Genomic DNA, 25,373 nt, shown 5'->3' on the forward strand with positions numbered 1-25,373 from the left:
CCCCCGGCCCCCGGCCCGCGTTCTCCGGTCAGCTGGCGGGGGTGAACTGCCACCAGTTCACGTTGAGCAGGTAGCCGCTGCCGCCGGTGAACCGCAGGTAGAGGTCCTGGGTTCCCGTCGCGCCGGTGACCGGGCAGGTCACCGTCGTCCAGGCCTGCCAGCCCCCGGTGTTGGGCACAGCGCACCGGCCCACCACCGTGCCGCTCGGCGAACCCAGGCGCAGTTCGACCGTGCCGCCGGAGCTGCCCGAGGCGACGCGCGCGGCGAAGGAGGACGCGCCCCGACCGAAGGCCACGCCCTTGACCTTGACGTAGTCGCCGTTGTCGATCCAGCCGACGTTCATTCCGCCTTCGGTGGCCGGTTCGGTCTCGATCCCGGATCCCCAGGCGATCGTCTCGGCCTCCTGGCGTACGTAGGGATTGAGCGTGTCGGCCGCGGGGACGCCGGTGTTCGTCATGTTGATCGTCGGGATCGTGCCGTCGGCGTTGTAGGAGAACTTCTCCACGGCGACCGAGCGGGTGTAGCCACCGCCGCCCGTGAGCGCGCCGTTGTGGTAGAAGAAGTACGAATTGCCCTTGAAGTCCACGAGTCCGGGGTGGTTGGTGAAGCTGCCGCCCTGGGTGGGCATGATCGTCCCTCGATAGGTCCAGGGGCCGGTCGGGCCGGGTGCCGTGGAGTACGCGATGAACTCCGAGCAGCACTTGGCCGCGAACACCAGGTAGTACAGACCGTTCCGCTTGTAGACCCAGGGGCCTTCCTCGAACAGCGTGGGACGGTTGGCGTCGCCGGTGCGGGTGCCGAATCCCGCGGTGGTGAGCGGGATCCTGGTGGGGCTGCCCGAGTAGGAGGTCATGTCCGCGTTCAGCCTGACGTACGTCAGATTCGGGTTGCCCCAGTACAGATAGGCCTGGCCGTTGTCGTCGATGAAGACGGTCGGGTCGATCTCGCCGTTCTCCACCAGCGGGTGACCGAGGGCGTCCCGGAACGGTCCGGTGGGGCTGTCAGCCACCGCCACGCCGATGGCCATCCGGCCGGTCGCCCGGTTCGTCACCGGCACGTACCAGTAGAACCGGCCGTTGCGCTGCACGGCCTGTCCCGCCCACGCGTCCTTGGACGCCCAGCTGAAGGTGTTCAGGCTGAGCGGTGAGCCGTGGTCGGTCCAGTTGACCATGTCGGCGGAGGACCACACCCGCCAGTCCTTCATGGTGAAGTAGGTGGACCCGTCCTCGTCGTGCCCGGTGTAGAGGTAAACCCGTCCGTTGTGGACCAGCGGGGCCGGATCGGCGGTGTAGACGTGCTGGACGATCGGGTTGTCGGCCCTGGCCACCGTGGGCTGCATGACGGCGGGAAGAACGGCGAACGCCAGCAGGAGGCCCATCACCCAGGCGGCCGCCCGGGTGAGCCTCGCACCGGTGGGGGGTAACGGTCGAGCTGTGATCATCATGGCCTCCGGTGGACGCCTGCTGGTGGCTGAGCTGTCGGGCGGTGCGCTACGTCCCTCACGCGCGGGTCCATTTCTGGCCGGCCCGGCCGTCGCAGGACCACAGGACCAGCGGGGTGCCGTTGGCGGTGCCGGCCCGGTCGACATCGAGGCACAGCCCGGCGCGCACATTGCGGACCGTTCCGTCGGAGCCGAGGGTCCATGCCTGGTTCGTCTGGCCGTTGCAGGCCCAGGTGATGACCCGGGTGCCGTTGGTGGTGCCCTGGTTGTAGGCGTCCAGGCACTTGTCGCCGAAGACGCGGATCTCACCGCCGGCCCAGGTGGTCCACAGCTGGTTGGCGGCCGTGTGACAGTCCCAGATCAGCGCCGTGGCCCCGGCAGTGGTGGAGGCGTTGTCCACGTCCAGGCAGCGGCCGGACGCGGTGGCGCGCAGCCGCGAGGTGGTGGCGCTCAGCGGGCTGCCACCGCTCACCTTGTAGACGGCCACGCCGTGCGCGGGCACGCTCGCCGTGATCTGCCCGGACGTGCTCGACGTACCGCCGGTCCACAGGTCTGTGAGGGTGAACTGCCCACCGGACAGGCCGACTTGCGCGGCCGTGGTGCTGATCGTGGCGGTGCCGCCGCCCCGGTTGAACAGGCCGACCGCGACCGAGCCGTCGGACAGGGGCTTGGCGAACACCTCGGTGTTGCCGTCGTCGCGCACCCTGCGCCCGCCCGCGCCCAGCGAGTCCTGGTTCACGGCCAGCAGCCGCGGGTTGCGCAGGATCGCGCTCACGTCCGGGGACATGGTCCGGATGTCGTTGCCGGCCATGAGCGGTGCGCTCAGCAGCGACCACAGGGCGAAGTGGGACCGGGACTCGGTCAGCGACAGACCGGGACGGCCGACGACCAGCATGTCGGGGTCGTTCCAGTGCCCCGGACCCGCCTGCGCCGCCAGTGGCGCGGTGACGTCCAGGACGTTGCCGACGCCCATCGGGTAGCTGTTGGTGTTGTTGTTCTGCCAGATGTCGAGCAGATCCTCGGTCGTCCGCCACAGGTCGGCGACCTCGCCCCAGTTGTACGTGGAGCCGGTGATCGCGTGGAAGCTGTTGGGGTTGATGCTGTACACGATCGGCCGCCCGGTTGAGCGCAGGGCGTCGCGCATGAGCTTGAATCGCGCGACCTGCTCGTCACGGGTGCCGCTGGAGGAACACCAGTCGTACTTGAGGTAGTCCACGCCCCACGAGGCGAACGTGGCGGCGTCCTGGTTCTCGTGCCCCTTGCTGCCCGTCGACCCGGGATAGCCGCCGCTGGTCTGCGCGCAGGTGCGTTCGCCCGGCACCTGGTAGATGCCGAACTTCAGGCCCTTGTTGTGGATGTAGTCGCCGAGGGCCTTCATCCCGCTCGGGAACTTGGTCGGGTTGGCCCGCAGGTTCCCCGCCCCGTCACGCTGCGGGTCGAACCAGCAGTCGTCCACCACGACATACCGGTACCCGGCGTCCCGCATGCCCGAGGACGCCATGGCGTCGGCGGCCTGGCGGACCTGCGCCTCGGTGATCCCGCATCCGAAGCTGTTCCAGCTGTTCCAGCCCAGGGGCGGGGTGAGCGCCGGGCTGCCGGGTGCGGCCGAAGCGGTGGAGTGGGCAGAGGCCGTGGAGAACGCGGTAAACACCATGGCGGCGGCCGCGAGGAGACGCAGCAGCCGACTGCCTGATCGTCTGGGCACCGGGGCTCCTTTCAGGGAAGGGCAATCCGACCTGTACGGCGCACGTGGGCAGACAGCGGATGAAAACCGCACAATTCGATGGCTCATCACAGTCCACGACACATGGAGCCCGTTCGAAATTTCGATCGCATTTCGGATCGCCGACTGTACGGATGCTAGAGAGAACCTCCAGCGTGTCAACACCTTTCGACCCGTCAGTCCCGTTGCACACGCCCGGGACCTATTGATGGGAGGAGGGCCGAGCAGCATTCACCCCTCACCGAACGCCCCAATTTCCGAAACATTTCGAGGAGCGTGGCGAATTTTGCGAGAGGTATTGACGGGATGTGTCGGGCTCATATCATCCTGGCAACGAGCCAGATGACGTTCCCCGTCCCGCACACTCCCTGACAGAGAGAACGACACATGGATATGTCATGCTCTCGACATTCAATGGATCGTCGGCAGGCACTGACCGTCGCGACCGGAGTGGCCGCCGGCGCCCTGCTGCCACTGGCCCCCGCGTCCCGGGCGGCAGCCGCAGCCCAGGCCACGTACGGGAACCCGGTGATCTGGCAGGACTTCGCGGACATCGACGTCATCCGGGTCGGTGCCACCTACTACGCCTCGGCGTCGACCATGCACTACTCGCCGGGCGCGCCGGTCCTGCGGTCGTACGACCTGGTGAACTGGGAGATCGCCGGTCACTCGGTGCCCGTCCTGGACTTCGGGGCCAAGTACGACCTCAACGGCGGGCGTGGCTACGTCCGGGGCGTCTGGGCGTCGTCACTGGCCTACCGGCCGAGCAACAGGACGTTCTACTGGCTCGGCCAGATCGACTTCGCCCGGACATACCTCTACACCGCCACCGCCGTCGAGGGTCCCTGGAGCAGACTCACGACGATCAACACGGCCTACTACGACGCGGGGCTGCTCGTCGACAGCGACGACACCCTGTACGTGTCGTACGGGAACTCCACCATCAGCGTGGCGCAGCTGACCCCCGACGGCCGGAGCCAGGTCCGCACCCAGCAGGTGTTCAGCACACCGTCGAGTGTCGGCACCCTCGAGGGCTCCCGCTTCTACAAGATCAACGGGCAGTACTACATCTTCCTGACCCGCCCGGCCAACGGCCAGTACATCCTGAAGTCGTCGAGCGGCCCCTTCGGTCCCTACACGATGCGGCAGGTCCTCCTCGACCTGCGTGGCCCGATCGCCGGCGGGGGCGTCCCGCACCAGGGCGGGCTGGTGCAGACGCAGGGTGGCGCCTGGTACTACATGGCCTTCGTGGACGCGTATCCCGGTGGCCGGGTCCCCGTCCTCGCGCCGGTCACCTGGACCTCGGACGGCTGGCCCGTCGTACAGCTGGTGAACGGCGCCTGGGGCACGTCGTATCCGAGCCCGGCCGTGCCCACGCCACCCCGCCAGGTCACCCCCATGATCGGCGTCGACACCTTCGACGGTACGACCCTCAAGCCGAGGTGGGAGTGGAACCACAACCCCGACAACTCCAGGTGGTCCACCGGCAACGGCCTGACCCTGCGCACCGCGACCGTCACGAACGACCTGTACTGGGCCCGCAACACACTCACGCACCGGATCCAGGGGCCCTCCTCCACCGCCACGGTCCAGCTCGACTACTCGGCGATGCGGGACGGCGACCGGGCCGGGCTCGCCCTGCTGCGTGACTCGTCCGCCTGGATCGGTGTCAGGCGCGACGGCGGCGGGACCCGGGTGGCGATGGTCGACCGGCTGACCATGGACGGCAACTGGAACACCACCGGCACCGGCACGGAGGCCGCGAGCGCGGCTGTCTCGGGCGGTCGCCTCTGGTTGCGCGCGAGCGCGGACATCCGTCCCGGCGCGGCGCGCTCCGCGGTCTTCTCCTACAGCACCGACGGCGTCACGTTCACGCGTCTGGGGCCCGCCTTCTCCCTGGGCAACGACTGGCGCTTCTTCATGGGCTACCGATTCGCCCTCTTCAACCACGCCACACAGGCGCTCGGCGGCGCGGTCCGCGTCCTGCGGTTCGAGCTGTCGACGCCCTGAGGCCCGTCGACGGCACAGCGCGACCCCCCACCCAACCCGCGCAAGGAGAACAATGAATCCGCTGAAACGGCTCGGCCTTCGCCGAGCCACGGTGTTACCCCTGCTGGCCGTGGCCGCCCTGGTGACGCCAGCCGCCGCGAGCACCGCGAACGCCGCCCCCGACGACGTCCGCGCCTCCACGCTGGGCGCCCAGGCGGCCCAGTCCGGGCGGTACTTCGGCACCGCCGTGGCCGGCGGACGACTCGGCGACAGCACGTACACGAACATCCTGGACCGCGAGTTCAACTCGGTCACGGCCGAGAACGAGATGAAGTGGGACACCACCGAGCGAGCTCGCGGCTCGTTCAACTTCGGTCCCGGCGACCAGATCGCCAACCGCGCGGCGGCCCGTGGTCAGCGCGTGCGGGGCCACACGCTGGTGTGGTACCAGCAACTGCCCGGCTGGGTCAGCTCCATCAGGGACGCGAACACCCTGCGCAGCGTGATGAACAACCACATCACCACGTTGATGAACCACTACAAGGGAAAGATCCACTCCTGGGACGTGGTCAACGAGGCGTTCAACGACGGCGGGAGCGGCACGCACCGCTCCTTCGTGTTCCAGAACGTGCTGGGCGACGGCTACATCGAACAGGCCTTCCGCACCGCGCGGACGGCCGACCCGGCGGCCAAGCTCTGCTACAACGACTACAACATCGAGAACTGGAACGACGCGAAGACCCAGGGCGTCTACCGCATGGTGCGCGACTTCAAGGCGCGTGGCGTGCCCATCGACTGCGTCGGCCTGCAGTCCCACTTCGGCGCCGGCGGCCCGCCCTCGAACTTCCAGACGACCCTGTCGAACTTCGCGGCGCTCGGTGTCGACGTACAGATCACCGAACTCGACATCGCACAGGCGTCGGGGTCGGCGTACGCGAACACCGTCCGGGCGTGCATGAACGTGGCACGCTGCACCGGCATCACCGTGTGGGGGATCCGGGACAGTGACTCCTGGCGCAGTGGGGAGAACCCGCTGCTGTTCGACCGCAACGGCAACAAGAAGGCCGCCTTCCAGTCGACGCTGAACGCGCTGGGCGGCAGCCACGCGGCACGGTCGGTGGACACCCGTTCGGCCAAGTCCGCCGCCGCGCTCCCCTCCAGCTTCCGGTGGAACTCGAGCGGATCGCTGATCGCCCCGAAGCCGGACGCGACCCACAGGATCGCCGGGATCAAGGACCCGTCGGTCGTCTACTACAACGGCAAGTACCACGTGTTCGCCAGCACCGCTCAGGCGTCCGGGTACAACCTGGTGTACCTGAATTTCAGCGACTGGTCCCAGGCCGGATCGGCCACGCACCACTACCTGGACCGCAGTGCCATCGGCACCGGGTACCGGGCGGCGCCACAGGTGTTCTACAACGCGCCGCAGCGGCTGTGGTACCTCGTCTACCAGACCGGCAACGCGTCGTACTCCACCAACCCGGACATCAGCAACCCCAACGGGTGGAGCGCCCCGCGCAACTTCTACTCGTCGATGCCGGACATCATCCGGCAGAACATCGGCGGCGGCTACTGGGTCGACATGTGGGTGATCTGCGACAGCGCGAACTGCTACCTGTTCTCCTCCGACGACAACGGCCACCTGTACCGCTCCCAGACGACCGTAGGCCAGTTCCCGAACGGCTTCACCAACACGGTCATCGCGGCCCAGGACTCCAAGTTCGCCATGTTCGAGGCCTCCAACATCTACAAGGTCCAGGGCAGCAACCAGTACCTGCTGCTCGTCGAGGCCGTCGCTGCGGACGGCCGGCGTTACTTCCGCTCCTGGACGGCCGGCAGCCTCGCCGGATCGTGGTCGCCGCTGGCCGCGTCCGAGAGCAACCCGTTCGCCAAGTCCGGCAACGTGTCGTTCCCCGGCGGCACCTGGTCCAAGGACATCAGCCACGGCGAGATGATCCGCGCGGGCTACGACCAGACGCTCACCATCCCCGCCTGCAAGCTGCAGTACCTGTACCAGGGCAAGGACCCCAACGCGAGCGGTGACTACAACAGTCTGCCGTGGCGTCTGGGCCTGCTCACCCAGACCAACTCCACCTGCTGACAGCACCGGCAGGCGACCGCGGGAGCGCGAACGACGCGCTCCCGCGGTCGCCTGCTGTGCCGCTGCCCCCGGGCCGCACCCGCGGGCCGCCCTCGAACGCATCTGCCGGGGCGGCGCGTGGGACGGGGCGGATCTAGGGTGGAAACAGCGGCTGGAGACCAGTCCTTACGGGCGCGGCTGTCCGGACGGAGGCGTGGCGCGTGGAGATGGCTGAGAAGGGGGACTCCCCGACTGCCGCAGCGGTGGTGGGCCCGGACGGCGTGATCAGCGGCTGGAGCGAGGGCGGGCGGCTGCTGCTGGGCTGGACGGCGCAGGACACGGTGGGGCGCCCGGTGACGGACCTGCTGGTCGATCCCCCGCCCGGCTTCCCCGAGAGCCACGCAGGCGGCCCCGACCAGACGGGATTCATGCCGGTGCGCCGCCGGGACGGTTCCACGGTGGACGCCGTGGTGACGGCTCACCCGCTGCACGGCCCCGACGGCCGGCCGCTGGGCCACGCGGTGACCGTACAGCGCTGGGGACGCCGGCCGGTGATCGCCGACCGGGCCTTCGAACAGTGCCCCTTCGCTCTGGGCGTCTACGACCCTGACCTGCGGTTCCTGTGGATCAACGCCTCCTCGGGCCGGGTGATCGCGCACTCCGAGGAACAAGTGGTCGGTAAGAAGTACCGCGAGGTGCTTCCCGAGTTCGACCGCTCGCTGTTTCCCGAAAGGGACGACAAGCCGTACACCGACAAGCTCGCCGAAGTGGCGAGGACCGGCGTGCCCGCCCGCCTCATCACCGTCTTCCAGCCGCGGGGCAGCAACTACGCGAACGCCTGGGCCACCAGCATCTGGCCCGTCCGGGACGCCGAGGGCCAGGTCCGCGCGGTCGCCAACTGGGGCTTCGACATGAGCGCCGAGTACTGGGCCCGGCAGCGTCTGCTCCTCCTCAACAAGGCGAGCGGCGGCATCGGCCGGACACTCGACGTGATCGGCACCGCCCAGGAACTGGCCACGACCTCGGTGCCGGGATTCGTCGACCTCGTCAGCGTGGATCTCTTCGACGAGGTGCTGCGCGGAGAGGAACCACCCTCCGTGGCCGCGTTCACCCCCGGCGAGACGATCAGGCTCAGCCGTGCCGCTCGGCACAGCGTGAAGGAGGGGGTCGACCGGGCTCCCCAGCCGGCGAACTCGGTCACGCACCTTCCCGATTCCGTCGCCGCCCACTGCATGACCGCCGGCCGGTCCACCGTTCAGCTCGCCGCTGCGCCCGACCAGGGCGGCGAATGGGCCTTCGGGCCGGGAATCGCGGCCGACCCGGCCCACTGGCCGCCGGGCAACCCGCTGATCGACGAGTCCCTCGCCGCGGACGGGGTGACCGGCCGGATCACCGTGCCGCTCCGGGCCCGCGGCGCGCTGCTCGGCGTCGTCGCGTTCGAGCGCAGCGACCGGCCCGAGAGCTTCACCGCCGACGACCTGATCCTCGCCGAGGAACTGACCGCCAAGGCGGCCGTCGCCATCGACAACGCCCGGCGCTACTCACGTGAGCGCACCACCGCGCTGACCCTGCAGCGCAGCCTGCTGCCACAGCGGCTGCCGAGCCAGGAGGCGATCGAGGTGGCCTCCCGCTACCTGCCAGCGGGAACCGGCGCGGAAGTGGGCGGCGACTGGTTCGACGTCATCCCGCTGTCCGGCGCCCGGGTGGCGCTGGTCGTCGGCGACGTCGTCGGCCACGGCCTGCACGCCTCGGCCAGTATGGGCCGGCTGCGCACGGCGGTCCGCACCCTGGCCGACGTGGACCTGCCGCCGGACGAGCTGCTGACCCACCTGGACGACCTGGTCATCCACCTGTCCAACGATGTCCAGTCGGCCGGCCACTTCCAGCCCGCCGGCGAGTTCGGGGCCACCTGCCTGTACGCCGTCTACGACCCGGTCTCCCGCCGCTGCACCCTGGCGAGCGCCGGCCATCCGCTGCCGCTGATCATCTCCCCGGACGGAACCAGCACTCCCGTGTCCGTGCAGCCCGGTCCGCCGCTCGGCATCGGGGGGCTGCCCTTCGAGTCGGTCGAGGTCGAACTGCCCGAGAGCAGCCTGGTCGCCCTCTACACCGACGGGGTGATGGAGAACCGCGAGATGGACATCGACCAGCGCACCGCCGAACTGCTGCGGGTTCTGAAGGAGCCGGGCGCCTCACTGGAGAGCCTCTGCGACACGGTCATGGACGCCATGCTCCCCGAAGACCGCAGCGACGACGCCGCACTGCTGCTCGCCCGTACCCAGGCCCTGGATCCCCAGCACGTCGCGGACTGGGACGTCGAGCCAGACCCGGCTCAGGTGCCGCGCGCCAGGAAGTTCGTGCTGGACCAGTTGGACGCGTGGGGCCTGGAGGAGGCGGCGTTCGTCACCGAGCTGGTCGTCAGCGAGCTGGTCACCAACGCCATCAGATACGGCGAGCCGCCGATCAAGCTGCGGCTGATCCGCCACACCTCCCTGATCTGCGAGGTCTCCGACGCCAGCGACACCGCACCACATCTGCGCCGGGCGCGTGCCTTCGACGAGGGCGGCCGGGGCCTGCTGCTCGTCGCCCAGCTCACCCAGGGCTGGGGCACCCGGCAGACCACCAACGGCAAGACGATCTGGTGCGCGCAGACCTTTGCGGAGCCGCCGGCTCCCTGAGCCCGTCAGTTCCTGTGCCCCTGCCCGGCCGCTATCCGAACAGGCGCCGCTGGATCTCCCGCCGGTAGTCGTCCAGCGTCCTGTTGAGATGTGCCGCCGTGGCCTCGGCGGCCTCGTCGGGCCGGCCGTCACGAATGGCCCGGTAGATCGCCTCGTGTTCCTCGACCGCGCGCTCGGTGCCCTCACCGAACGTGTCGTGGATGCCGATGGCGCTGGACTGCCGCTGCAGCCGGCGTGCGTCGCGCACGGCGCTGGCGAGGAAGGCGTTGTGCGAGGCGGCGGTCACGGCCGCGTGGAAGTCCTCGTCCGCCTGGTTGAACTCGTCGATCTGCCGGTGGACGAATCCGTGTCGGCACTGCTGCACGGCGACCTCGATGGCGCGCAGCTCGGCCGGGGTGGCACGGGTGGCCGCCAGACTGCTGGCGGCCATCTCCTGAACCCTGCGGAACTCGAACAGCATGAGGACGTGATCGATGTCGACGGGGCGGAAGAAGCCGCCCCAGCGGCTGGTGACGAGCATGCCCTCGTCGTCCGCGACGAACAGACCGCGTCCCTTGTGCGCCCGGACGCGGCCGAGCGCCGAGAGGATCTTCACGGCTTCCCGGACCACTGCCCTGCTGGTGTTCAGCGTCTTGGCCAGGTCGTTCTCCGTGGGCAGCCGGTCACCCGGCACCAGGCGCCCCTGGGCGATGTAGTCGAGGATCTGCTCGGCGACGATTTCGTAGCCGGGCCGGTAGGCACCGCGCGCCTCGTCCGAGCGGTTCGCCGCTGCCGTCTCCACGGGAGAGGGCTGCACTGGCGCGTCCGCTTCGGTCAAGGGCGTGTCGTTCATCTGTCCTACCTCCGGATGGCTCGAAGAGGCGACTCATCGCTGGGGCGCCGATCGCATCGTACCCCTGCACGGTAATGAGTCGTATTCATCCAGGGCTGGCTCCGGCAATGAATTCTGGGACAGAATCGGGCAATTAGTGGGTTGCAGGGTAATTCTCGGCACCATGGTTGAACTGTCTCCCGCAAACCGCCGAGAAGAATGCCGCAGGAACCTCGATCCGCCACTCGATAGGGCGGCTCATTGCCGCTGCGGCCACAGCCATGGGGCCGGCCGGAGGTAATCACAGACTGCCGGACGCAGGTGAGCCCGTAGAGGGCCGGGCGGGGCACTCCGCCAGTGCCGGACGATCCTTCGTCCGCACCGCCGGCAGCCAGGCCGTGGTCTGGCCCTTCTCCGCCGTGAGACGCACCCTGTACCACCGCACCGAGCGCGTGCCCACCTCGTCGGCGACCGGCGTCCCCTGCGAGAACTGGCAGTCGGCGGTCAGGACGTCGCCGTCCCACACCCTCGTCAGCACGACGTTGTAGGCGGCGTACGGCTTCGACGGGTCGATGGCGAGTCCGAGGCTGCACAGGTTGTCGCGGTCGCCGAGCCGCTGGCACGAACGCTCGGCGTTGTACACCTCGATGCGCGCGGTCGGCACGACGCTCGCCGTCGCCCCGCCCCGCCGGGACGCGTCGCCGCTGCCCGGCGAACGGTCGTCGTCGTTGCCGAACTGGAGCCATCCGAAGGCGCCCACCCCGCCGACGGCCACCGCCAGCGCGGCGGCTGCCAGGACCTTGCGTCCGCGCCGTGCTCCGGGCGGCGGCGCAGCTCGCTCCTGCTCGGCCCGGATACGGCCCAGCACGCTCTCGGCGGTGTGCGCGGCACGGTCGGTGTGCGCCGGGCTGAGGCAGTCCGCCGCCAGCTCACGCCAGAAGGGCGGCACGCGCAGATCCATGCGCAGCGGTGCCCGTCCGTCGGCGTACTCCTGGGCGGCGGCTCCGCGGGCCGCCGGGGTGGCACCGGGAAACGGCGAGGCGCCCTGGGTGAAGACCTGGTGGATCATCACGCCCAGCGCCCAGATGTCGGTGCTCTGGCGCACCTGCACGCCTCGCTCACCCAGCGACGCCTGCCAGCGTTCCGGCGGCAGGTAGTCAGGGGTGCCCAGGGGCGGTATGTAGGCGTGGGTGCCGGTCAGCTCCACGGAGAGGCCGAAGTCCGCCAGCCGTACCGATCCGTCCGCCATGATCAGGACGTTGTCGGGCTTGAGATCTCCGTGCACCCAGCCCAGTCCGTGCAGGTGCGCCAGCCCTTCGCAGATCTCGGTGAGCAGCCGCGCGCCCTCTTCCTCCGACAGCGGCTCTTCTTCGGACGGGGCGGCGGATCGCGCGTCGGCCGACGAAGCCTCCAGCCGTTCGCGCAGGCTTCGTTCGGCCCGCTCCATCACGAGCACCACGGCCCCGTCGAAGGCCGAACCGGCGGACTCGCCCAGCGTGATGGAGTCGAACAGCCGAATAAGCCGGGGATGCCGGGTACGCCGGCTGATCTCGGTCTCGCGCCGGCCGGTCTCCACCAGTCCGCGCGCCTGACGCGGCGCGAGCCCGGCCGTGGGCAGGAACTTGAGCGCGACCTCCGTCGGGGCTGTCTCCCCGCGCCCGGCCGACCCGGTACCGCTCCCGCTCCCGCTCCCGCTCCCGCTCCCGCTCCCGCCAGCGTTCCCGTCCTCGCCGACGTCCGGATTGTCGGCGCGCCTGGCCGCGTACACCGTCCCCCATCCACCGGCCCCGATCAGGTCGGTGACCTCCCACTCGCCGACCCGGTAGCCGCGCGGGATCATCTCCACGGATCCGCTGTTCATCCTCCCGCCACCCCCGTCCGCTGAAGCGACGCTCTTCTCGGCGGCAGGAGGCGCAGATCGACGGAAACGGACGCGGAGCCGCGGCCGAAGCGGGCGACGTCCCTCGGGTCGAGCCGGATGCTCACCGGCTTGTCGTGGGCGCTCCCGGTCGGATTGGGCCCGGAGGGGTGAACCCGCTTCCCAGGAGGGGCCGTTGTGCGGATTCGCCGGCCCGCCGCGCGAGCAGGCGGGAGCCTGCGACATCGGCAGTGCTCCGGCGACGGCATGCTGATCACGCTCACGTTCGGTTCCCCCGTCTGATTCCCTGCAACGAGCGAGTGCGGCAGTGCCCGGCCTCAAGGCAGGAGGGTCAGTCCGGCGACCAGGGCAGCGTTCAGAACATTCACACGCCAGCACCCTCGTTGTCATGGCTTTCAGGCATGCGGAATCTCATCGCGCCGATAAGATAATCCTCATGGATGAGGAGATGGGCAACTGCCATAGCCGATAAGCGTTTTGAGAAGGCGACGGAACCGTCCGTCCACCAGTTGCGTCTATTCGTGGTGCTCAGTGAAGAGCTCCATTTCAGGCGCGCCGCCACACGTCTGTTCATCACGCAGTCCGCGCTCAGCCAGCAGATCAGGGACCTGGAACAGCGTCTGGGGGTAAAGCTGTTCGAGCGCACGAGCCGTGCGGTCGCCCTCACCGCCGCCGGACGGGCCCTGCTCCCCGATGCGCGAGCAGCCGTCGACGCCGTGACGCGGGTGCGGAGGATGGCCGACGCCCAGGCGCGCCAGCTTTCGGACCAGCTCGTCGCGGGAACCATCGGGGCCGAGGCCGCCATGCCGCACACCCGCGCCGTCCTGCGCCAGCTGCTGGACCAGCGTCCCCGGATGACGCTGCGGGTGGTCAGCCTCAACTTCGCCGATCATCTCGCCGCTCTCGTCCGGCAGGAGGTCGATGTGATGTTCCTACGGCCCCCCGTCCCGGCCGGCATAGAGGTGCGCCATCTCGCCACCGAGCCTCGCGTGGCCTGCCTTTCCGCCGACGATCCGCTGGCCGCCCTGCCCAGCGTCTCCCTGGCGCAGTTGGCCGGCCGGCCCGTGGTCGCCATGCCCGCGGAGGTGCCGCGGGTGTGGTGGGACTTCTGGGCGGTGGACCCGCGCCCCGACGGCAGCACCGTGCGGTACGGGCCGGTAGCCACCGACATGGAGGCCCTGCTGCACGCCGTGGCCGAGGGCGAGGCGATGTGTTTCCTCCCGTCAGCCGCCCGCGACTTGTTCCCCCGCCCCGGCATCCGCTACGTCGACGTCACCGATCTCACCCCCTGCAGTGCCGCCCTGGCCTGGCTTGCCGAGCGCCGCGACGAACCCACCATCGCCGCCGTACGCGAGGCAGCGCGCGCCGTTCTGGGCCGATAGCGACGCCCACCACGCCGTCCGGGCCGCCGCCCTCGGCGCGGTGATTCACGGTCAGCGTGACCCGCTGTGCGGTGCTTCGAGCCGCCGTCCGCGAGTCCGAGCGGAGCGACACCACACCTCCGGCGCCTGTCGAGCGCGACAGTGTGCGCGGCCGGCGAACCACCGGCCGCGCACACTTGGTACGGCTCGACGCCCCCTGCCTCCGTCGCGCCGCACCCGGATGGTCCTGGTCCCCGCCTTCTCCTGCGGGACCGGGACCCTGATGGTCAGGACACCGTCCTTGTACTCCGCGGTCGCCTCCTGGCCCGTGGCCCCGGCCGGCAGGCGGACGGAACGGGCGAAGGTGCCGTAGCGGAACTCGGTGCGGTGCTTCGTGCTTCTCTCCGGGCCGTCCGGACGGCCGTATCCACTGTTCGGCCCACCTGCCTCGGTGCCCCGCCGTCGTCGGCGCCGTCGGGCCCGACGTTCCGCCGCTCGTCAGGCGTGGGGCACAACCGCGACCGGTGCGCAGGCGTGCTGAAGCACGGCGTCAGTGACCGGGCCGATGCGGCTGCCGACCGGGGCGTGGCGCCTCTTCCGTCCGACGACGACCAGCGCCGCGTCCCGTGAAGCGTGCACGAGATGACGGCCGGCCCCGCCGACGACTGCTTGCGCTGTCACCTCCACGTCGGGGAACTTGTCCTTCCAGGGCCGCAGGAGGTCAGTCAGTCCCGGGTTCCAGCCATGGATCACCCGCAGACCGGCCGCGCGACGCCGGGCGGCCTCGAACGCGAACTCGATGACGGCGTCGCCCGGGTCCTCGATGTCCAGCCCGAGAACCACGTCGCGGTACGGAGTACTCGTCGCCCCCGTACCTGTGGCATCCGGCAGATGCTCGTCCTCCGCGTGCCCGCCCGCACGCACGAGAACGACGGGCCGCTCGGTACGCGCCACCACGGCCAGCGCGACGGAGCCGACCAGGAACCCGGCCACCGCGCCGAGACCCCTGGATCCCAGGACCAGCAATCCGGCTTCCTCGGTGGTGGCCAGCAGGGCCAAAACGGCCCCCTCTGCCACCTGCCCGGTCGTGACACGGAGGCCGGGATGGAGCCGCGCGACCCGGGACTCCGCCTCGCGCAGCAGGTCAGCGGCCCACTGACGCTGCGCGTCGATCACGACCGACGCAGGATCTCCCACGAAAGACGGGTACGCCGAGCGCAACGGCTCCTCCGCATGGAGGAGATGCAGAGGAACGTCTCGTTGCGCCGCTTCGCGAGCGGCCCAGTCTGCGGCGGCGAGACTCTCGGGCGAGCCGTCGAGACCGACGGTGATGGCGGACATGCGGACCTCCTTCAGGGATGCCGTCAGTCTTCCGAGGCGGACACGGGCGACAGCAGGGGCCTGAGGTCCCTGTCAGGGGCCCGACCGGCCCTGGCGTCGGGAGGCGGAAATCATGTGGCCTCGGTGGCTACGGATGGTGAGCGAGCTCTGACCACACCGGTCGTCCGGGTGCGGAGCGCAGTGCGGGACGGCCCGTACCCACTGCACCCTCCACAGCCGGCGCGCCAGAGGGTGGCACCGGTCTCCCTCGACCCGGAGCAGGTGACCGCCGGCCTCGCCGTCCGCGAGCGGCCCCGTGTGTCCGACGCCGCAGCAGCCGGACGGCGAGACCGTCGACGGCGGCAGTGAGGACACACGCCACGCCTGCTGCCAGCACGAGCAGCACCGCGAACCGTTCCCAGAACTCCGGTGTCAGACTGGTACCCACTGTCCTCGCCCTCCCTGGCCTGCGTCATTCTCCGTGCTTCCAGCCAACTCCACTGCGCGGCAGAGCACTTGGGCCGAAGAGGTCGGAGAGGGGTCCGGAAAGGCCCTGTACACGGGGTCGCATCGGCCGGAGGGGCGGCAGGCGTGATGATGCGGGTCCCGGCGGCTGGAAGCGGCGGGAAGGACGCCACCCGCTTCTCCCGCGCGGCCCGCCGTGGCACACCGCACGGCGGCCACCACGCGGACCTGAGTGTTCCGCCGGAAGCGGCCGGAGTCGCCGTGCGCGCCCTACGCCTTCCGCAACGGCACCCGCCACATCAGCGTGGTCCCGCCGTCCTCGGGATTCCCGAGCTCCAGTCGGCCGCCCAGCTGCTCGGCCCGCTCCGCCATGTTGCGCAGCCCGCTGCGGCGGCCGTCGGCGGGGATGCCCACACCGTTGTCGGTGACCGACAGCCGTATCTCCCGGCCGTCCGTGGCCAGCACCACGTCGGCACGGCTCGCACGGGCGTGCCGGGCGATGTTGGTCAGGGCCTCGGAGAGGACGGCCACCACGTGGTCGGCGGTCTCCTTCGGAACGTCGGTGTCCAGCAGGCCTTCCATCCGCACACTCGGGGCGAAGCTCAGGACCGGCGCGGCCTGCCCCACGACCCGTACGGCCCGGGCCCGCAGACCGGCCTCCCCGGCGCCGTCACGGGTCCGCAGCCCGAAGATCGTCGACCTGATGATCTTGATCGTCTCGTCGAGGTCGTCCACCGCGCGCACCACGCGCTCGGAGGCCCCTTCGTGCTCGATGAAACGGCCCGCGCTCTGCAGGGTCATGCCGGTGGCGAACAGCCGCTGGATCGCCAGGTCGTGCAGGTCGCGGGCGATCCGGTCGCGGTCCTCCAGCACCGCGATCTGCTCGGCGTCCTCGCGGCGTTCCGCCAGTTCCATGGCGATGGCGGCCTGAGCGGCGAAGGCCTGCAGCGTCTCGGTCTCCGTCGCCGTGAACGCCGGCCCGCCGGCCTCGCGTGCCAGCAGCACCACGCCTCGCGCACCCCCCTCGCCCGTGCCGATGGGCACGGCCACGGCGGATCCGAGTCCATCGAACCGGGGAGGCTCGAGGGAGATCCGTTCGTCATGGCCGACGTCGGCGCTGGTGACCGGAGCCGCGCCGGCGAAAGCCAGGCCCATCAGGCTCTTGTCCATGGACAGTACGAGCCCTCGATGCGCCTCCGCGTTCGTCCCGACGGCGATCTCCACAGCGAGCGCCCCGGTGTCCTCCATGGGCAGCGCCACCGCGGCCAGTGCCGACTGGGTGATCTCGCCGGCCCGATCGGCGATCAGCCCGAGGACATCGGTACGCGCACCGCCGGACATGAGGCTGTGGGTGATCTCCGCGTTCGCTCGCAGCCAGCGCTCGCGCTGCCGGGACTCGGCGTACAGCCGGGCGTTGTCGATGGCGACGCCGGCCGCCACGGCGAGGGTGAGCGTGACGGAGATGTCGTCCTCGTCGAACTGGGCTCCGCCCCGTTTCTCGGTCAGGTACAGGTTGCCGAAGGCCTGCTCGCGCACCCGGATCGGGACACCCAGGAAGGTGTTCATCGGCGGGTGGTGCGCCGGGAAGCCGTACGAGGCGGGGTGGTCGGAGATCTTCGCGAGGCACAGTGGCTCCGGGTGACTGATGAGCTCCCCCAGAATGCCGTGGCCCTCCGGGTAGGAGCCGATCTCGGCGATCTGGTCCTCGCTGACCCCGACCGTATGAAACGCGGACAGTCGCTTTCCGTCCGGACCGATCACGCCGAGCGCCGCGTACTCGGCGTCGACGAGCACCGCCGCGGCCTCCACGATGCTGCGCAGGGCCTGTTCCAGGTCCAGCTCCCGGCCGACGGCCAGTACCGCCTCCAGCAGGCTGTGCACCCGGTCGCGGGTGCCGCGGGCCGCGTCCAGCCGCGCCTGCAGCTCCTCCAGCAGCTCGTCAAGTCGCAGCTGAGGCAGCCGTACGCGGGCTTCCTCCGGGGTTCCCACGTGTACTCCTCCAGGTCCCCTCAACGGCCGGACGCCCACCGGTCCGATCATGTGCCACGTTAGTGCTCGGCCGGAGCGGGCGACAGCGAATCGGGCCGAGTGCCCGGTGTTTCCCGCCTGGGCCGATCAGCCCGGCGGAAGGGACCGGCAGCCCCTGCCCCCGATGCCACGCCGGCGATCTGGCTGACGTGTCGGATCGACGGGGTGATCGGCGTGGTCAACAGGCTGAACGTCCGTGTCAAGCGGGGCCGTTCAGCCCTTCGAAGGGCCCAACGGGACCTGGGAGGGAGAACCCCTGACGGGAGACGCTGCTGGTGGGAGCGGTACCCACGCCTCGTGTTCCCGCTCCCTCCCGCGCCGCCTGCGGCGGCACCCTCTCGACGACGGAGGCTCGCCCCCATGACCCGCCACGACGAACCCGGCGCGACCACCGGCCACGCCGCCGCGCCGTCCGACCTCGCCATCGCGGTGGACCGGCTGGTGACGAACGGGCTCAAGGCACTCGCCGACTACGAGTCGCTCGACCAGGATCAGGTCGACCACATCGTGAAGAAGGCATCGGTCGCCGCCCTCGACCAGCACACCGCGCTCGCGGCCCTCGCGGTGGAGGAGACCGGACGAGGCGTCTTCGAGGACAAGGCCGCCAAGAACATGTTCGCCTGCGAGCACGTCACGCACGGCATGGGCCCGATGAAGACGGTCGGCGTCATCGCCCGCGACGACCTGGACGACCTGATCGAGGTGGCCGAGCCCGTGGGAGTGGTGTGCGCGATCACACCCGTCACCAACCCGACCTCCACCACCGTCTTCAAGGCGCTGATGGCGCTGAAAACCCGCAACCCGGTCGTGTTCGCCTTCCACCCGTCCGCCCAGCGCTGCTCCGCGCAGGCGGCCCGCATCGTGCGCGACGCGGCCGTCGCCGCGGGTGCGCCCGAACACTGTGTGCAGTGGATCGAGACCCCGTCCGTGGCGGCCACCGACACCCTGATGCGACACCCCGGCGTCTCGCTGATCCTCGCCACCGGCGGCAACGCCATGGTCAAGGCTGCCTATTCGGCCGGCAAGCCCGCCCTGGGCGTGGGCGCCGGCAACGTGCCCGCCTATGTCCATCGCAGCGCCGAGCTGCGCCGGGCCGTCAACGACCTGGTGCTGTCCAAGGCGTTCGACAACGGCATGATCTGCGCCTCCGAACAGGCCGTCATCCTGGACGACGAGATCTACGACGCCGCCCTGGCCGAATTCCGCACCCTGCACGCCCACTTGACCACCGCCGAGGAGAAGTCGCAGCTCGAGACGTTCCTGTTCCCCGCGGCCCGGGCCGACTCCGGGGGCGCGGGCTGCGAACCCAAGGTCAACTCGGCGGCCGTCGGCCAGAGCCCGGCCTGGATCGCGCAGCAGGCGGGCTTCACCGTGCCCGACGGGACCTCGCTCATCCTCGTCGAGGCCGACCGGGTCGGCCCGGACGAGCCGCTCACCCGCGAGAAGCTCTGCCCGGTCCTCGCCGTCCTGCGCGCCCACTCCGAGGAGCAGGGCTTCGACCTGGCCGCCGACATGGTCGCCTTCCACGGACAGGGCCACAGCTCCGTCATCCACACCGAGGACACGGCACTGGCCGAGGCGTACGGCAAGCGGATGAAGACCGTGCGCGTCATCGTCAACGCCCCGTCGTCGCAGGGTGCGATCGGCGGCATCTACAACAGCTTGCTGCCGTCGCTGACGCTGGGCTGCGGATCCTGGGGCAGCACGTCGGTGTCCAACAACGTCTCCGTCGCCCAGCTGCTGAACGTCAAGCGTGTCACGGCGCGCCGCAACAACCTCCAGTGGTTCAAGGTCCCGCCGAAGATCTACTTCGAGCAGCAGTCCATCCGCTACCTGGCCTCGATGCCGGACGTCCACCGCGTCACCGTCGTCACCGACGCGACGATGACCCGCCTCGGTCTCGTCGACCGGGTCGAGCGCGTGCTGCGACGGCGCCGGGAACCGGTCACCGTCCAGGTCATCGACAACGTGGAGCCCGAACCCAGCATCGACTCCGTCCGGCGCGGCGCCCGTCTCATGGGCGACTTCCGCCCGGACACCATCATCGCCCTCGGCGGTGGCTCACCCATGGACGCGGCCAAGGTGATGTGGCTGCTGTACGAGCAGCAGGCCGAGGGCAAGGACGTCGACTTCGCCGACATGCGGCACAAGTTCTCCGACATCCGTAAGCGAGCCTTCCGCTTCCCGACCCTGGGCAGGCTGGCCCGCCTGGTGTGCATACCGACGACTTCCGGAACCGGCGCCGAGGTGACCCCGTTCGCCGTCATCTCCGACCCCGCCACCGGCAAGAAATACCCGCTGGCCGACTACGCGCTCACCCCCAGCGTGGCCATCATCGACCCGCTGCTCACCGCCGCGCTGCCCCGCGCGCTGGCCGCGGACAGCGGCTTCGACGCCCTCACCCACGCCATCGAGGCGTATGTGTCGGTGTACGCCAACGACTTCACGGACGGCCTCGCCCTGCACGCGATCAGGCTGATCTTCGACAACATCGAGTCCGCCGTGAACGACCGGGCGGCCCGGCCCCGGGCCCAGGAGAAGATGCACAACGCGGGCACCCTCGCGGGCATGGCCTTCGGCAACGCCTTCCTCGGCATCGTCCACGCCATGTCCCACACCCTCGGCGCCACCTTCCACATCGCGCACGGCCGCACCAACGCCGTGCTCCTGCCGCACGTCATCCGCTACAACGGCACGGTCCCCACGAAGCTGACCGGCTGGCCCAAGTACGAGAGCTACCTGGCCCCCGAACGCTTCCAGGACATCGCCCGCACCCTCGGCCTGCCCGCCGCCACCCCTGCGGAGGGCGTCGAGTCGCTCGCCTCCGCGGTGGAGCGGCTCCGCGACACGCTGGGCATCGAGCCGACGTTCCAGGCCCTGGGCGTCGACGAGCGGTCCTTCCTGGCCGCCCTTCCCCAGCAGGCCCTCAACGCCTACGAGGACCAGTGCGCGCCCGCCAACCCGAGGATGCCCATGCTCGACGACATGCGCGAACTGATGCGTACGGCCTACTACGGGCGAACGCAGGCCCGTCCCGACGCCGAGCGGGCAACACAGCCGTAGTCCACGCGCCGCCGCCGCCGCGACCATGGGCCGGCGACAGCGGTGCCAGGGGGCACCCGGCCGTCGCCGCACGGCCGTCCGGCCCGGATCGAGCAGATCCCACAGGGCCGATGCGCCCGAGTGATGGGGCCCTTCGGCCCTGCTTCGGCCCGTAGGCCCCGAACGGCGCCGGAACGCGGCCCCGCGCCTGCTACACAGAAGACGCCACCGCCCGAGGCGACGCGGCCGCCCTTCCCTTTCATCCACCCCTTCCGGGAGATTCCATGCTGTCCGCAGAATCCGCCGCCCTTGTCCGGGCCACCCTGCCCGCCGTGGCCGGAGCGCTCGACGAGATCACCGCCCGCTTCTACGCCACGATGTTCCACGACCGGCCGGAGCTGCTCGACGGGATGTTCAACCGCGGCAACCAGGCCAGCGGCGCCCAACGCCAGGCTCTGGCCGCCTCGATCGCCGGTTTCGCCGGCGCGCTGCTGGAGAACCCCGGAGTGCGGCCGGACGCCCTGCTGTCCCGGATCGCCCACAAGCACGCCGCCGTGGGCGTCACCGACGACCAGTACACGATCGTGCACAAGTACCTGTTCGGCGCGATCGCCGAGGTCCTCGGCGCCGCGGTCACGCCGGAGGTGGCGGCCGCCTGGGACGAGGTCTACTGGCTGATGGCCGGCGCGCTGATCAGCCGCGAGACCCTCCTCTACCAGGACGCGGGAGTCCAGCCCGGCGGGATCTGGCGGCCCTGGACGGTCGTCGAACGCCGTACCGAGACCGCCGACGTGGTCTCCTTCCTGCTCCGCCCCGCCGATGGCGAACCGGCGCCACGGGCCCGGGCGGGCCAGTACGTGAGCGTCCGCGTGGCCATGGCCGACGGAACGCACCAACTGCGCCAGTACAGCCTTTCCTCGGCACCGGGCGGAGAGCTGCGGCGGATCACCGTGAAGCGGGTCACGGGCGACGCCGACGGTCCGGACGGCGAGGTCTCCACCCTGCTGCACGGCACCGTTCGCGAGGGAGACGAACTGCTGCTGTCCGCGCCGTTCGGCGACGTCTTCCTCGACGACGGGGCCGACGCCACCACCCCGCTCGTCCTGGTGTCGGCGGGCATCGGCTGCACCCCTATGACGGGAATCCTGGCCCACCTCGCGGCCCTCGGCTCGACCCGACAGGTACTGGTCCTGCACGCCGACCGCTCCCCCGCCGACCACGCCCTGCGCGCCGAGACACACGACCTGGTCGCTCAACTGCCGGGCGCCCGCGCCGTCTTCTGGTACGAGCACCCTGGAGCGCAGGAACCCGACGCCCGCACCGGCCTGATGGACCCGAGCGGCGTCGGACTCCCGGACGGTGCCTCCGTGTTCCTTTGCGGGCCGCTGCCCTTCATGCGGGACGTGCGCGGCAGGCTGCTGAGCGCCGGGGTCCCCGCGCGGCGCATCCGTTACGAGGTCTTCGGTCCCGACCTGTGGCTGCCCGGCAGCGCGGTCTGAGTCGCGCCCGAACGTCCCGACATCCCCAAGGAGGAACCCCTGATGAACAGCGACAACACCCAGGCGAAACCCGCGGTTCGGCTGCGCTCCGTCGGCGCGGTGGAGGAGGAGACCCTGGCGTACGCCCGTACGAAGATCGACGCCGTGGTGGGCAGGACCGGCCTGCCCGCCGTCTCCGGCGAGGTGCGCCTCGTGCGGGCGGCCGCACACCACGTCGACCGCCCGTGGTCGGCCACGGCCGATCTGCGCGTCGGCGGACACCCGGTGGTCGTGATGGTGGAGGAGGCCACCGGCACGGCGCTCGTCGACCGGCTCCAGGACCGGCTGCGGCGCCAGACGGACAAGGCCGCCCATGCCTGGGACCACGGACATCGCCCGGCGGCCCCGCCGTGGCGCGGCGGAGACCTGCCCTCTGCAGCGGGAGCCCCGGGCGCGGCGTGAATCCCGCCGGACAGCGGCCCGGCCGGTGACGTGCGCCGGCCGGGCCACCCCCTTCGAGGGCCGTCCGGACCTGTCCGGTGCCCATCGGCCCACTGACGAGAGTCCTGCCGGTCGGGAACCGCGGGACCCCCCCGGTTCCCGATCTGCAGGCCGGAACGAGGAGTTGCGTGATGGCGAAGGCATATCTGGTGGGTAGCGGCATAGCGGCACTGGCCGCGGCCACGTTCCTGATCCGCGACGGCGGCTTCGAGGGATCCGACATCCACCTGTTCGAGGAAGGCCGGACCATCGGCGGCAGCCTGGACGCGGGCGGCACGCCGGACGCCGGATACAGCATGCGCGGCGGACGGATGTTCGAGGCCGAGTTCCGCTGCACCTACGACCTGCTGTCCGCGATCCCCACCCTCGACGACCCCGCCGTCTCCGTGACCGAGGAGATCCTGGCCGGGCACGAGGACTTCGCCTGGGACGACATCGCCCGGCTCGTCGACGGGAACGGCAAGATCATCGACACGACCGCGATGGGATTCTCCGAGCGCGACCGGCTGGAACTGGTCCGCTGCCTGGCCACACCCGAGGGGCGCCTGGACGGCAAACGGATCACCGACTGCTTCGGCGAGCACTTCTTCACCACCAACTTCTGGTTCATGTGGTGCACCACGTTCGCCTTCCAGCCCTGGCACAGCGCGATCGAGTTCCGTCGCTACCTGAGGCGTTTCATCCATCTCTTCCCCGGCTTCGCCACCATGTCGGGCATCCACCGCACCCGCTACAACCAGTACGACTCCATCGTTCGGCCCCTGACGGCCTGGCTCCGTGAGCGCGGCGTCACCCTGCACACGCGCTGCCGAGTCACCGACCTCGGCTTCGCCCCGGGCGTCCGAAGCGGCACGGTCGACACCCTCCACCTGAGCCGGAACGGCCACGACGAGAAGATGCCCGTCGCGCCCGAAGACCTGGTCATCGTCACCAACGGGTCCATGACGGACGCGTCCAGCCTCGGCTCCCACACCGCCGCGCCCGCGCCGGCCCCGCACCGCTCGGACGCCTGGCTGCTGTGGCACCGGCTCGCCCGCGGACGCGAGGACTTCGGCAACCCGGCCGCCTTCGACCACCACCGTAAGGAGTCCCGCTGGGAGTCGTTCACGGTCACCTCGAAGGACCCCGCCTTCCTCAGGGCCCTGGAGGAGTTCAGCGGCCGTCCGGCCGGCAAGGGCGGCCTCATGACCCTGACCGGCTCCCCCTGGCTGCTGACCCTCGTCGCCAACCGCCAGCCCGTCTACCGGGACCAGCCCGAGAACGTCGGCGTCTGGTGGGGCTACGGCCTGTTCCCCGACCGTGCGGGCAGCCACGTACCGAAGCCGATGACGATGTGCTCCGGCCGGGAGATCCTCGAAGAGGTCCTGCACCACCTCCCCTTCGACGAGCGGACGACGGCCCAGGTCCTGGAGACCTCCACCGTCGTGCCCTGCGTGATGCCGTACATCACCAGCCAGTTCCTGGCCCGTCGCCGCGAAGACCGGCCCGAGGTGGTCCCGAAGGGATCGGTCAACCTCGCCTTCGTCGGGCAGTTCGCGGAGGTACCGGACGACGTCGTCTTCACCGTCGAGTACTCCGTGCGCACGGCCTGGACCGCGGTGGCACAGCTTCTGAAGCTGGACAGGCACCCGCCGGAGGTCTACAAGGGCCACCACCATCCCCACGTCCTGGCCGCCGCGCTGGAGACCATGCACCGCCGGTAGCCCGCCCGAGAAGGGGAGGGACATCCGGCCCCGTCGCCGGGGACCTTCGGCACCAGCGGGAACGCTGTGGCCCGAGGGAGAGTGGCCTCAGGAGCGGCGCCGATCCCCCGTGGCGTCGCTCCGTCCACATGGTCAGGCCGCACTTGGCGGCGGGGACGGAGAACTGTGAGCGACCCGACGATACGGAGTGTCGAACTGGAGAGCGCGGAGGCGCTGCGGCTCCTGGGCGGCGTGTCCTTGGGACGCGTCGTCTTCACCCGGCAGGCGCTGCCGACCATCCGCCCGGTCAACCATCTCCTGGTCGACGGCCACATCGTCATCCGCACCCACGGTGACGCCGCGCTGACCCGGTACACCGGGCACGCGGGGGGTGACGGCGCCGTCGTCGCCTACGAGGCCGACGACATAGACCCGCTCACCCATCTCGGCTGGAGCGTGGTCGTGACGGGCTATGCGCGGCTGGTCACCGATCTGCGGGAGCTGGCCCGCTATCAGGCCCTGCTGCGCCCCTGGAGCACGCAGAGCATGGATCACGCCGTCCGTATCCGCCCCGATCTGGTCACCGGCCTCCGTCTGATGGCACCTGACTGAGCACCCGCATCCGCCCTTGTCCGGCCGCCCACCGGCATTCGTGCGGCACCGGCGCGACGGCATACCGCAGAACGGCGCGCTTCACCGGGCCGGGCATCAGCAGCGCGATCCGCACCCTGATCGGCGATCACCCGCACGCTGCGGCGGCGGTGAGCCGGCAGAGTCCCCACCCCCGTCAGCGGACGAGCCGACCGGTCCGCTCCCGGCAGAGAGCCCGTCACAGGGCCCGGCAGAGAGGTCGACTCGCACGCGAACGGCACGTGGTCGTAGATCCGTTGCTCCT

Annotated in this window: 15 protein-coding genes and 1 pseudogene; 9 read left to right on the forward strand and 7 right to left on the reverse strand. The window is 70.4% G+C overall.

The genetic code is table 11. The annotated features are described in order from the left end of the window. Positions 1-28: 28 nt before the first annotated feature. Positions 29-1,441 carry a glycoside hydrolase family 43 protein gene (locus ADL01_RS29970; RefSeq protein ID WP_107091030.1) on the reverse strand — a complete coding sequence of 471 codons (1,413 nt, stop codon included), beginning with the start codon at positions 1,439-1,441 and terminating at the stop codon, positions 29-31. Positions 1,442-1,499: 58 nt separating this feature from the next. After that, positions 1,500-3,146, reverse strand: a complete 1,647-nt coding sequence (locus tag ADL01_RS29975) for a glycoside hydrolase family 27 protein (RefSeq protein ID WP_053745139.1) — start codon at positions 3,144-3,146, stop codon at positions 1,500-1,502. 432 nt (positions 3,147-3,578) lie between these two features. Between ADL01_RS29975 and ADL01_RS29980 the strand changes: the two genes are divergently transcribed. The 3 genes from ADL01_RS29980 (at position 3,579) to ADL01_RS29990 (ending at position 9,911) form a co-directional block, all read left to right on the forward strand. Beyond that, positions 3,579-5,174, forward strand: coding sequence for a glycoside hydrolase 43 family protein (locus ADL01_RS29980; RefSeq protein WP_199834966.1), 1,596 nt, complete (start codon positions 3,579-3,581; stop codon positions 5,172-5,174). 52 nt (positions 5,175-5,226) lie between these two features. Beyond that, complete coding sequence (locus ADL01_RS29985) at positions 5,227-7,254, forward strand: non-reducing end alpha-L-arabinofuranosidase family hydrolase (RefSeq protein WP_053745141.1); 2,028 nt, start codon at positions 5,227-5,229, stop codon at positions 7,252-7,254. 206 nt (positions 7,255-7,460) lie between these two features. Further along, positions 7,461-9,911 carry an ATP-binding SpoIIE family protein phosphatase gene (locus ADL01_RS29990; RefSeq protein ID WP_053745164.1) on the forward strand — a complete coding sequence of 817 codons (2,451 nt, stop codon included), beginning with the start codon at positions 7,461-7,463 and terminating at the stop codon, positions 9,909-9,911. Between the two features lie 31 nt (positions 9,912-9,942). Here ADL01_RS29990 and ADL01_RS29995 read toward each other — a convergent pair whose 3' ends face one another. Both ADL01_RS29995 and ADL01_RS30000 read right to left on the reverse strand, forming a co-directional pair. Next, positions 9,943-10,743, reverse strand: a complete 801-nt coding sequence (locus tag ADL01_RS29995) for a FadR/GntR family transcriptional regulator (RefSeq protein ID WP_053745142.1) — start codon at positions 10,741-10,743, stop codon at positions 9,943-9,945. A 280-nt stretch (positions 10,744-11,023) separates the two neighbouring features. Further along, positions 11,024-12,583 carry a serine/threonine-protein kinase gene (locus ADL01_RS30000; RefSeq protein ID WP_053745143.1) on the reverse strand — a complete coding sequence of 520 codons (1,560 nt, stop codon included), beginning with the start codon at positions 12,581-12,583 and terminating at the stop codon, positions 11,024-11,026. 458 nt (positions 12,584-13,041) lie between these two features. Here ADL01_RS30000 and ADL01_RS30005 point away from each other — a divergent pair, with 458 nt between their 5' ends. Further along, positions 13,042-13,983 (forward strand): LysR family transcriptional regulator, encoded by a 942-nt coding sequence (locus ADL01_RS30005; protein ID WP_053745144.1) that lies wholly within the window; start codon positions 13,042-13,044, stop codon positions 13,981-13,983. Between the two features lie 51 nt (positions 13,984-14,034). Here ADL01_RS30005 and ADL01_RS42775 read toward each other — a convergent pair. The 3 genes and pseudogenes from ADL01_RS42775 to ADL01_RS30015 all read right to left on the reverse strand — a co-directional run. Continuing rightward, positions 14,035-14,355, reverse strand: a pseudogene (locus tag ADL01_RS42775) (Hsp20/alpha crystallin family protein); the annotation flags it as partial. Positions 14,356-14,460: 105 nt separating this feature from the next. After that, the gene (locus tag ADL01_RS30010; protein WP_053745145.1) at positions 14,461-15,303 is read right to left on the reverse strand and encodes a universal stress protein; all 843 of its coding nucleotides are present in this window, start codon (positions 15,301-15,303) and stop codon (positions 14,461-14,463) included. A 714-nt stretch (positions 15,304-16,017) separates the two neighbouring features. Then, complete coding sequence (locus ADL01_RS30015) at positions 16,018-17,736, reverse strand: GAF domain-containing sensor histidine kinase (protein ID WP_053745146.1); 1,719 nt, start codon at positions 17,734-17,736, stop codon at positions 16,018-16,020. Between the two features lie 399 nt (positions 17,737-18,135). Here ADL01_RS30015 and adhE point away from each other — a divergent pair, with 399 nt between their 5' ends. The 5 genes from adhE to ADL01_RS30040 all read left to right on the forward strand — a co-directional run bounded on the left by adhE (position 18,136) and on the right by ADL01_RS30040 (position 25,090). Then, a complete protein-coding gene (gene adhE / locus ADL01_RS30020; protein ID WP_053745147.1) occupies positions 18,136-20,838 on the forward strand; it encodes a bifunctional acetaldehyde-CoA/alcohol dehydrogenase in 2,703 nt (900 codons plus the stop codon). 263 nt (positions 20,839-21,101) lie between these two features. Beyond that, entirely contained in the window at positions 21,102-22,316 is a 1,215-nt protein-coding gene (locus ADL01_RS30025) for a globin domain-containing protein (RefSeq protein ID WP_053745148.1), read from the forward strand. A 42-nt stretch (positions 22,317-22,358) separates the two neighbouring features. Next, entirely contained in the window at positions 22,359-22,757 is a 399-nt protein-coding gene (locus ADL01_RS30030) for a hypothetical protein (RefSeq protein WP_053745149.1), read from the forward strand. 170 nt (positions 22,758-22,927) lie between these two features. Beyond that, a complete protein-coding gene (locus tag ADL01_RS30035; protein ID WP_053745150.1) occupies positions 22,928-24,499 on the forward strand; it encodes an oleate hydratase in 1,572 nt (523 codons plus the stop codon). Positions 24,500-24,664: 165 nt separating this feature from the next. Further along, the gene (locus ADL01_RS30040; protein ID WP_053745151.1) at positions 24,665-25,090 is read left to right on the forward strand and encodes a pyridoxamine 5'-phosphate oxidase family protein; all 426 of its coding nucleotides are present in this window, start codon (positions 24,665-24,667) and stop codon (positions 25,088-25,090) included. Positions 25,091-25,373: the final 283 nt, after the last annotated feature.

Source organism: Streptomyces sp. NRRL WC-3618 (assembly GCF_001280005.1).
Lineage (GTDB): Bacteria > Actinomycetota > Actinomycetes > Streptomycetales > Streptomycetaceae > Streptomyces.

Excerpts from the sequence above, each read along its gene's own strand:
- ADL01_RS30010 (WP_053745145.1), bottom strand. The coding sequence starts at position 15,303 with ATGTCCGCCATCACCGTCGGTCTCGACGGCTCGCCCGAGAGTCTCGCC.
- ADL01_RS29970 (WP_107091030.1), bottom strand. The coding sequence starts at position 1,441 with ATGATCACAGCTCGACCGTTACCCCCCACCGGTGCGAGGCTCACCCGG.
- ADL01_RS29985 (WP_053745141.1), top strand. The coding sequence starts at position 5,227 with ATGAATCCGCTGAAACGGCTCGGCCTTCGCCGAGCCACGGTGTTACCC.
- adhE (WP_053745147.1), top strand. The coding sequence starts at position 18,136 with ATGACCCGCCACGACGAACCCGGCGCGACCACCGGCCACGCCGCCGCG.
- ADL01_RS30035 (WP_053745150.1), top strand. The coding sequence starts at position 22,928 with ATGGCGAAGGCATATCTGGTGGGTAGCGGCATAGCGGCACTGGCCGCG.
- ADL01_RS29995 (WP_053745142.1), bottom strand. The coding sequence starts at position 10,743 with ATGAACGACACGCCCTTGACCGAAGCGGACGCGCCAGTGCAGCCCTCT.
- ADL01_RS30030 (WP_053745149.1), top strand. The coding sequence starts at position 22,359 with ATGAACAGCGACAACACCCAGGCGAAACCCGCGGTTCGGCTGCGCTCC.
- ADL01_RS30025 (WP_053745148.1), top strand. The coding sequence starts at position 21,102 with ATGCTGTCCGCAGAATCCGCCGCCCTTGTCCGGGCCACCCTGCCCGCC.
- ADL01_RS29980 (WP_199834966.1), top strand. The coding sequence starts at position 3,579 with ATGGATCGTCGGCAGGCACTGACCGTCGCGACCGGAGTGGCCGCCGGC.
- ADL01_RS30005 (WP_053745144.1), top strand. The coding sequence starts at position 13,042 with ATGAGGAGATGGGCAACTGCCATAGCCGATAAGCGTTTTGAGAAGGCG.
- ADL01_RS29990 (WP_053745164.1), top strand. The coding sequence starts at position 7,461 with ATGGCTGAGAAGGGGGACTCCCCGACTGCCGCAGCGGTGGTGGGCCCG.
- ADL01_RS30000 (WP_053745143.1), bottom strand. The coding sequence starts at position 12,583 with ATGAACAGCGGATCCGTGGAGATGATCCCGCGCGGCTACCGGGTCGGC.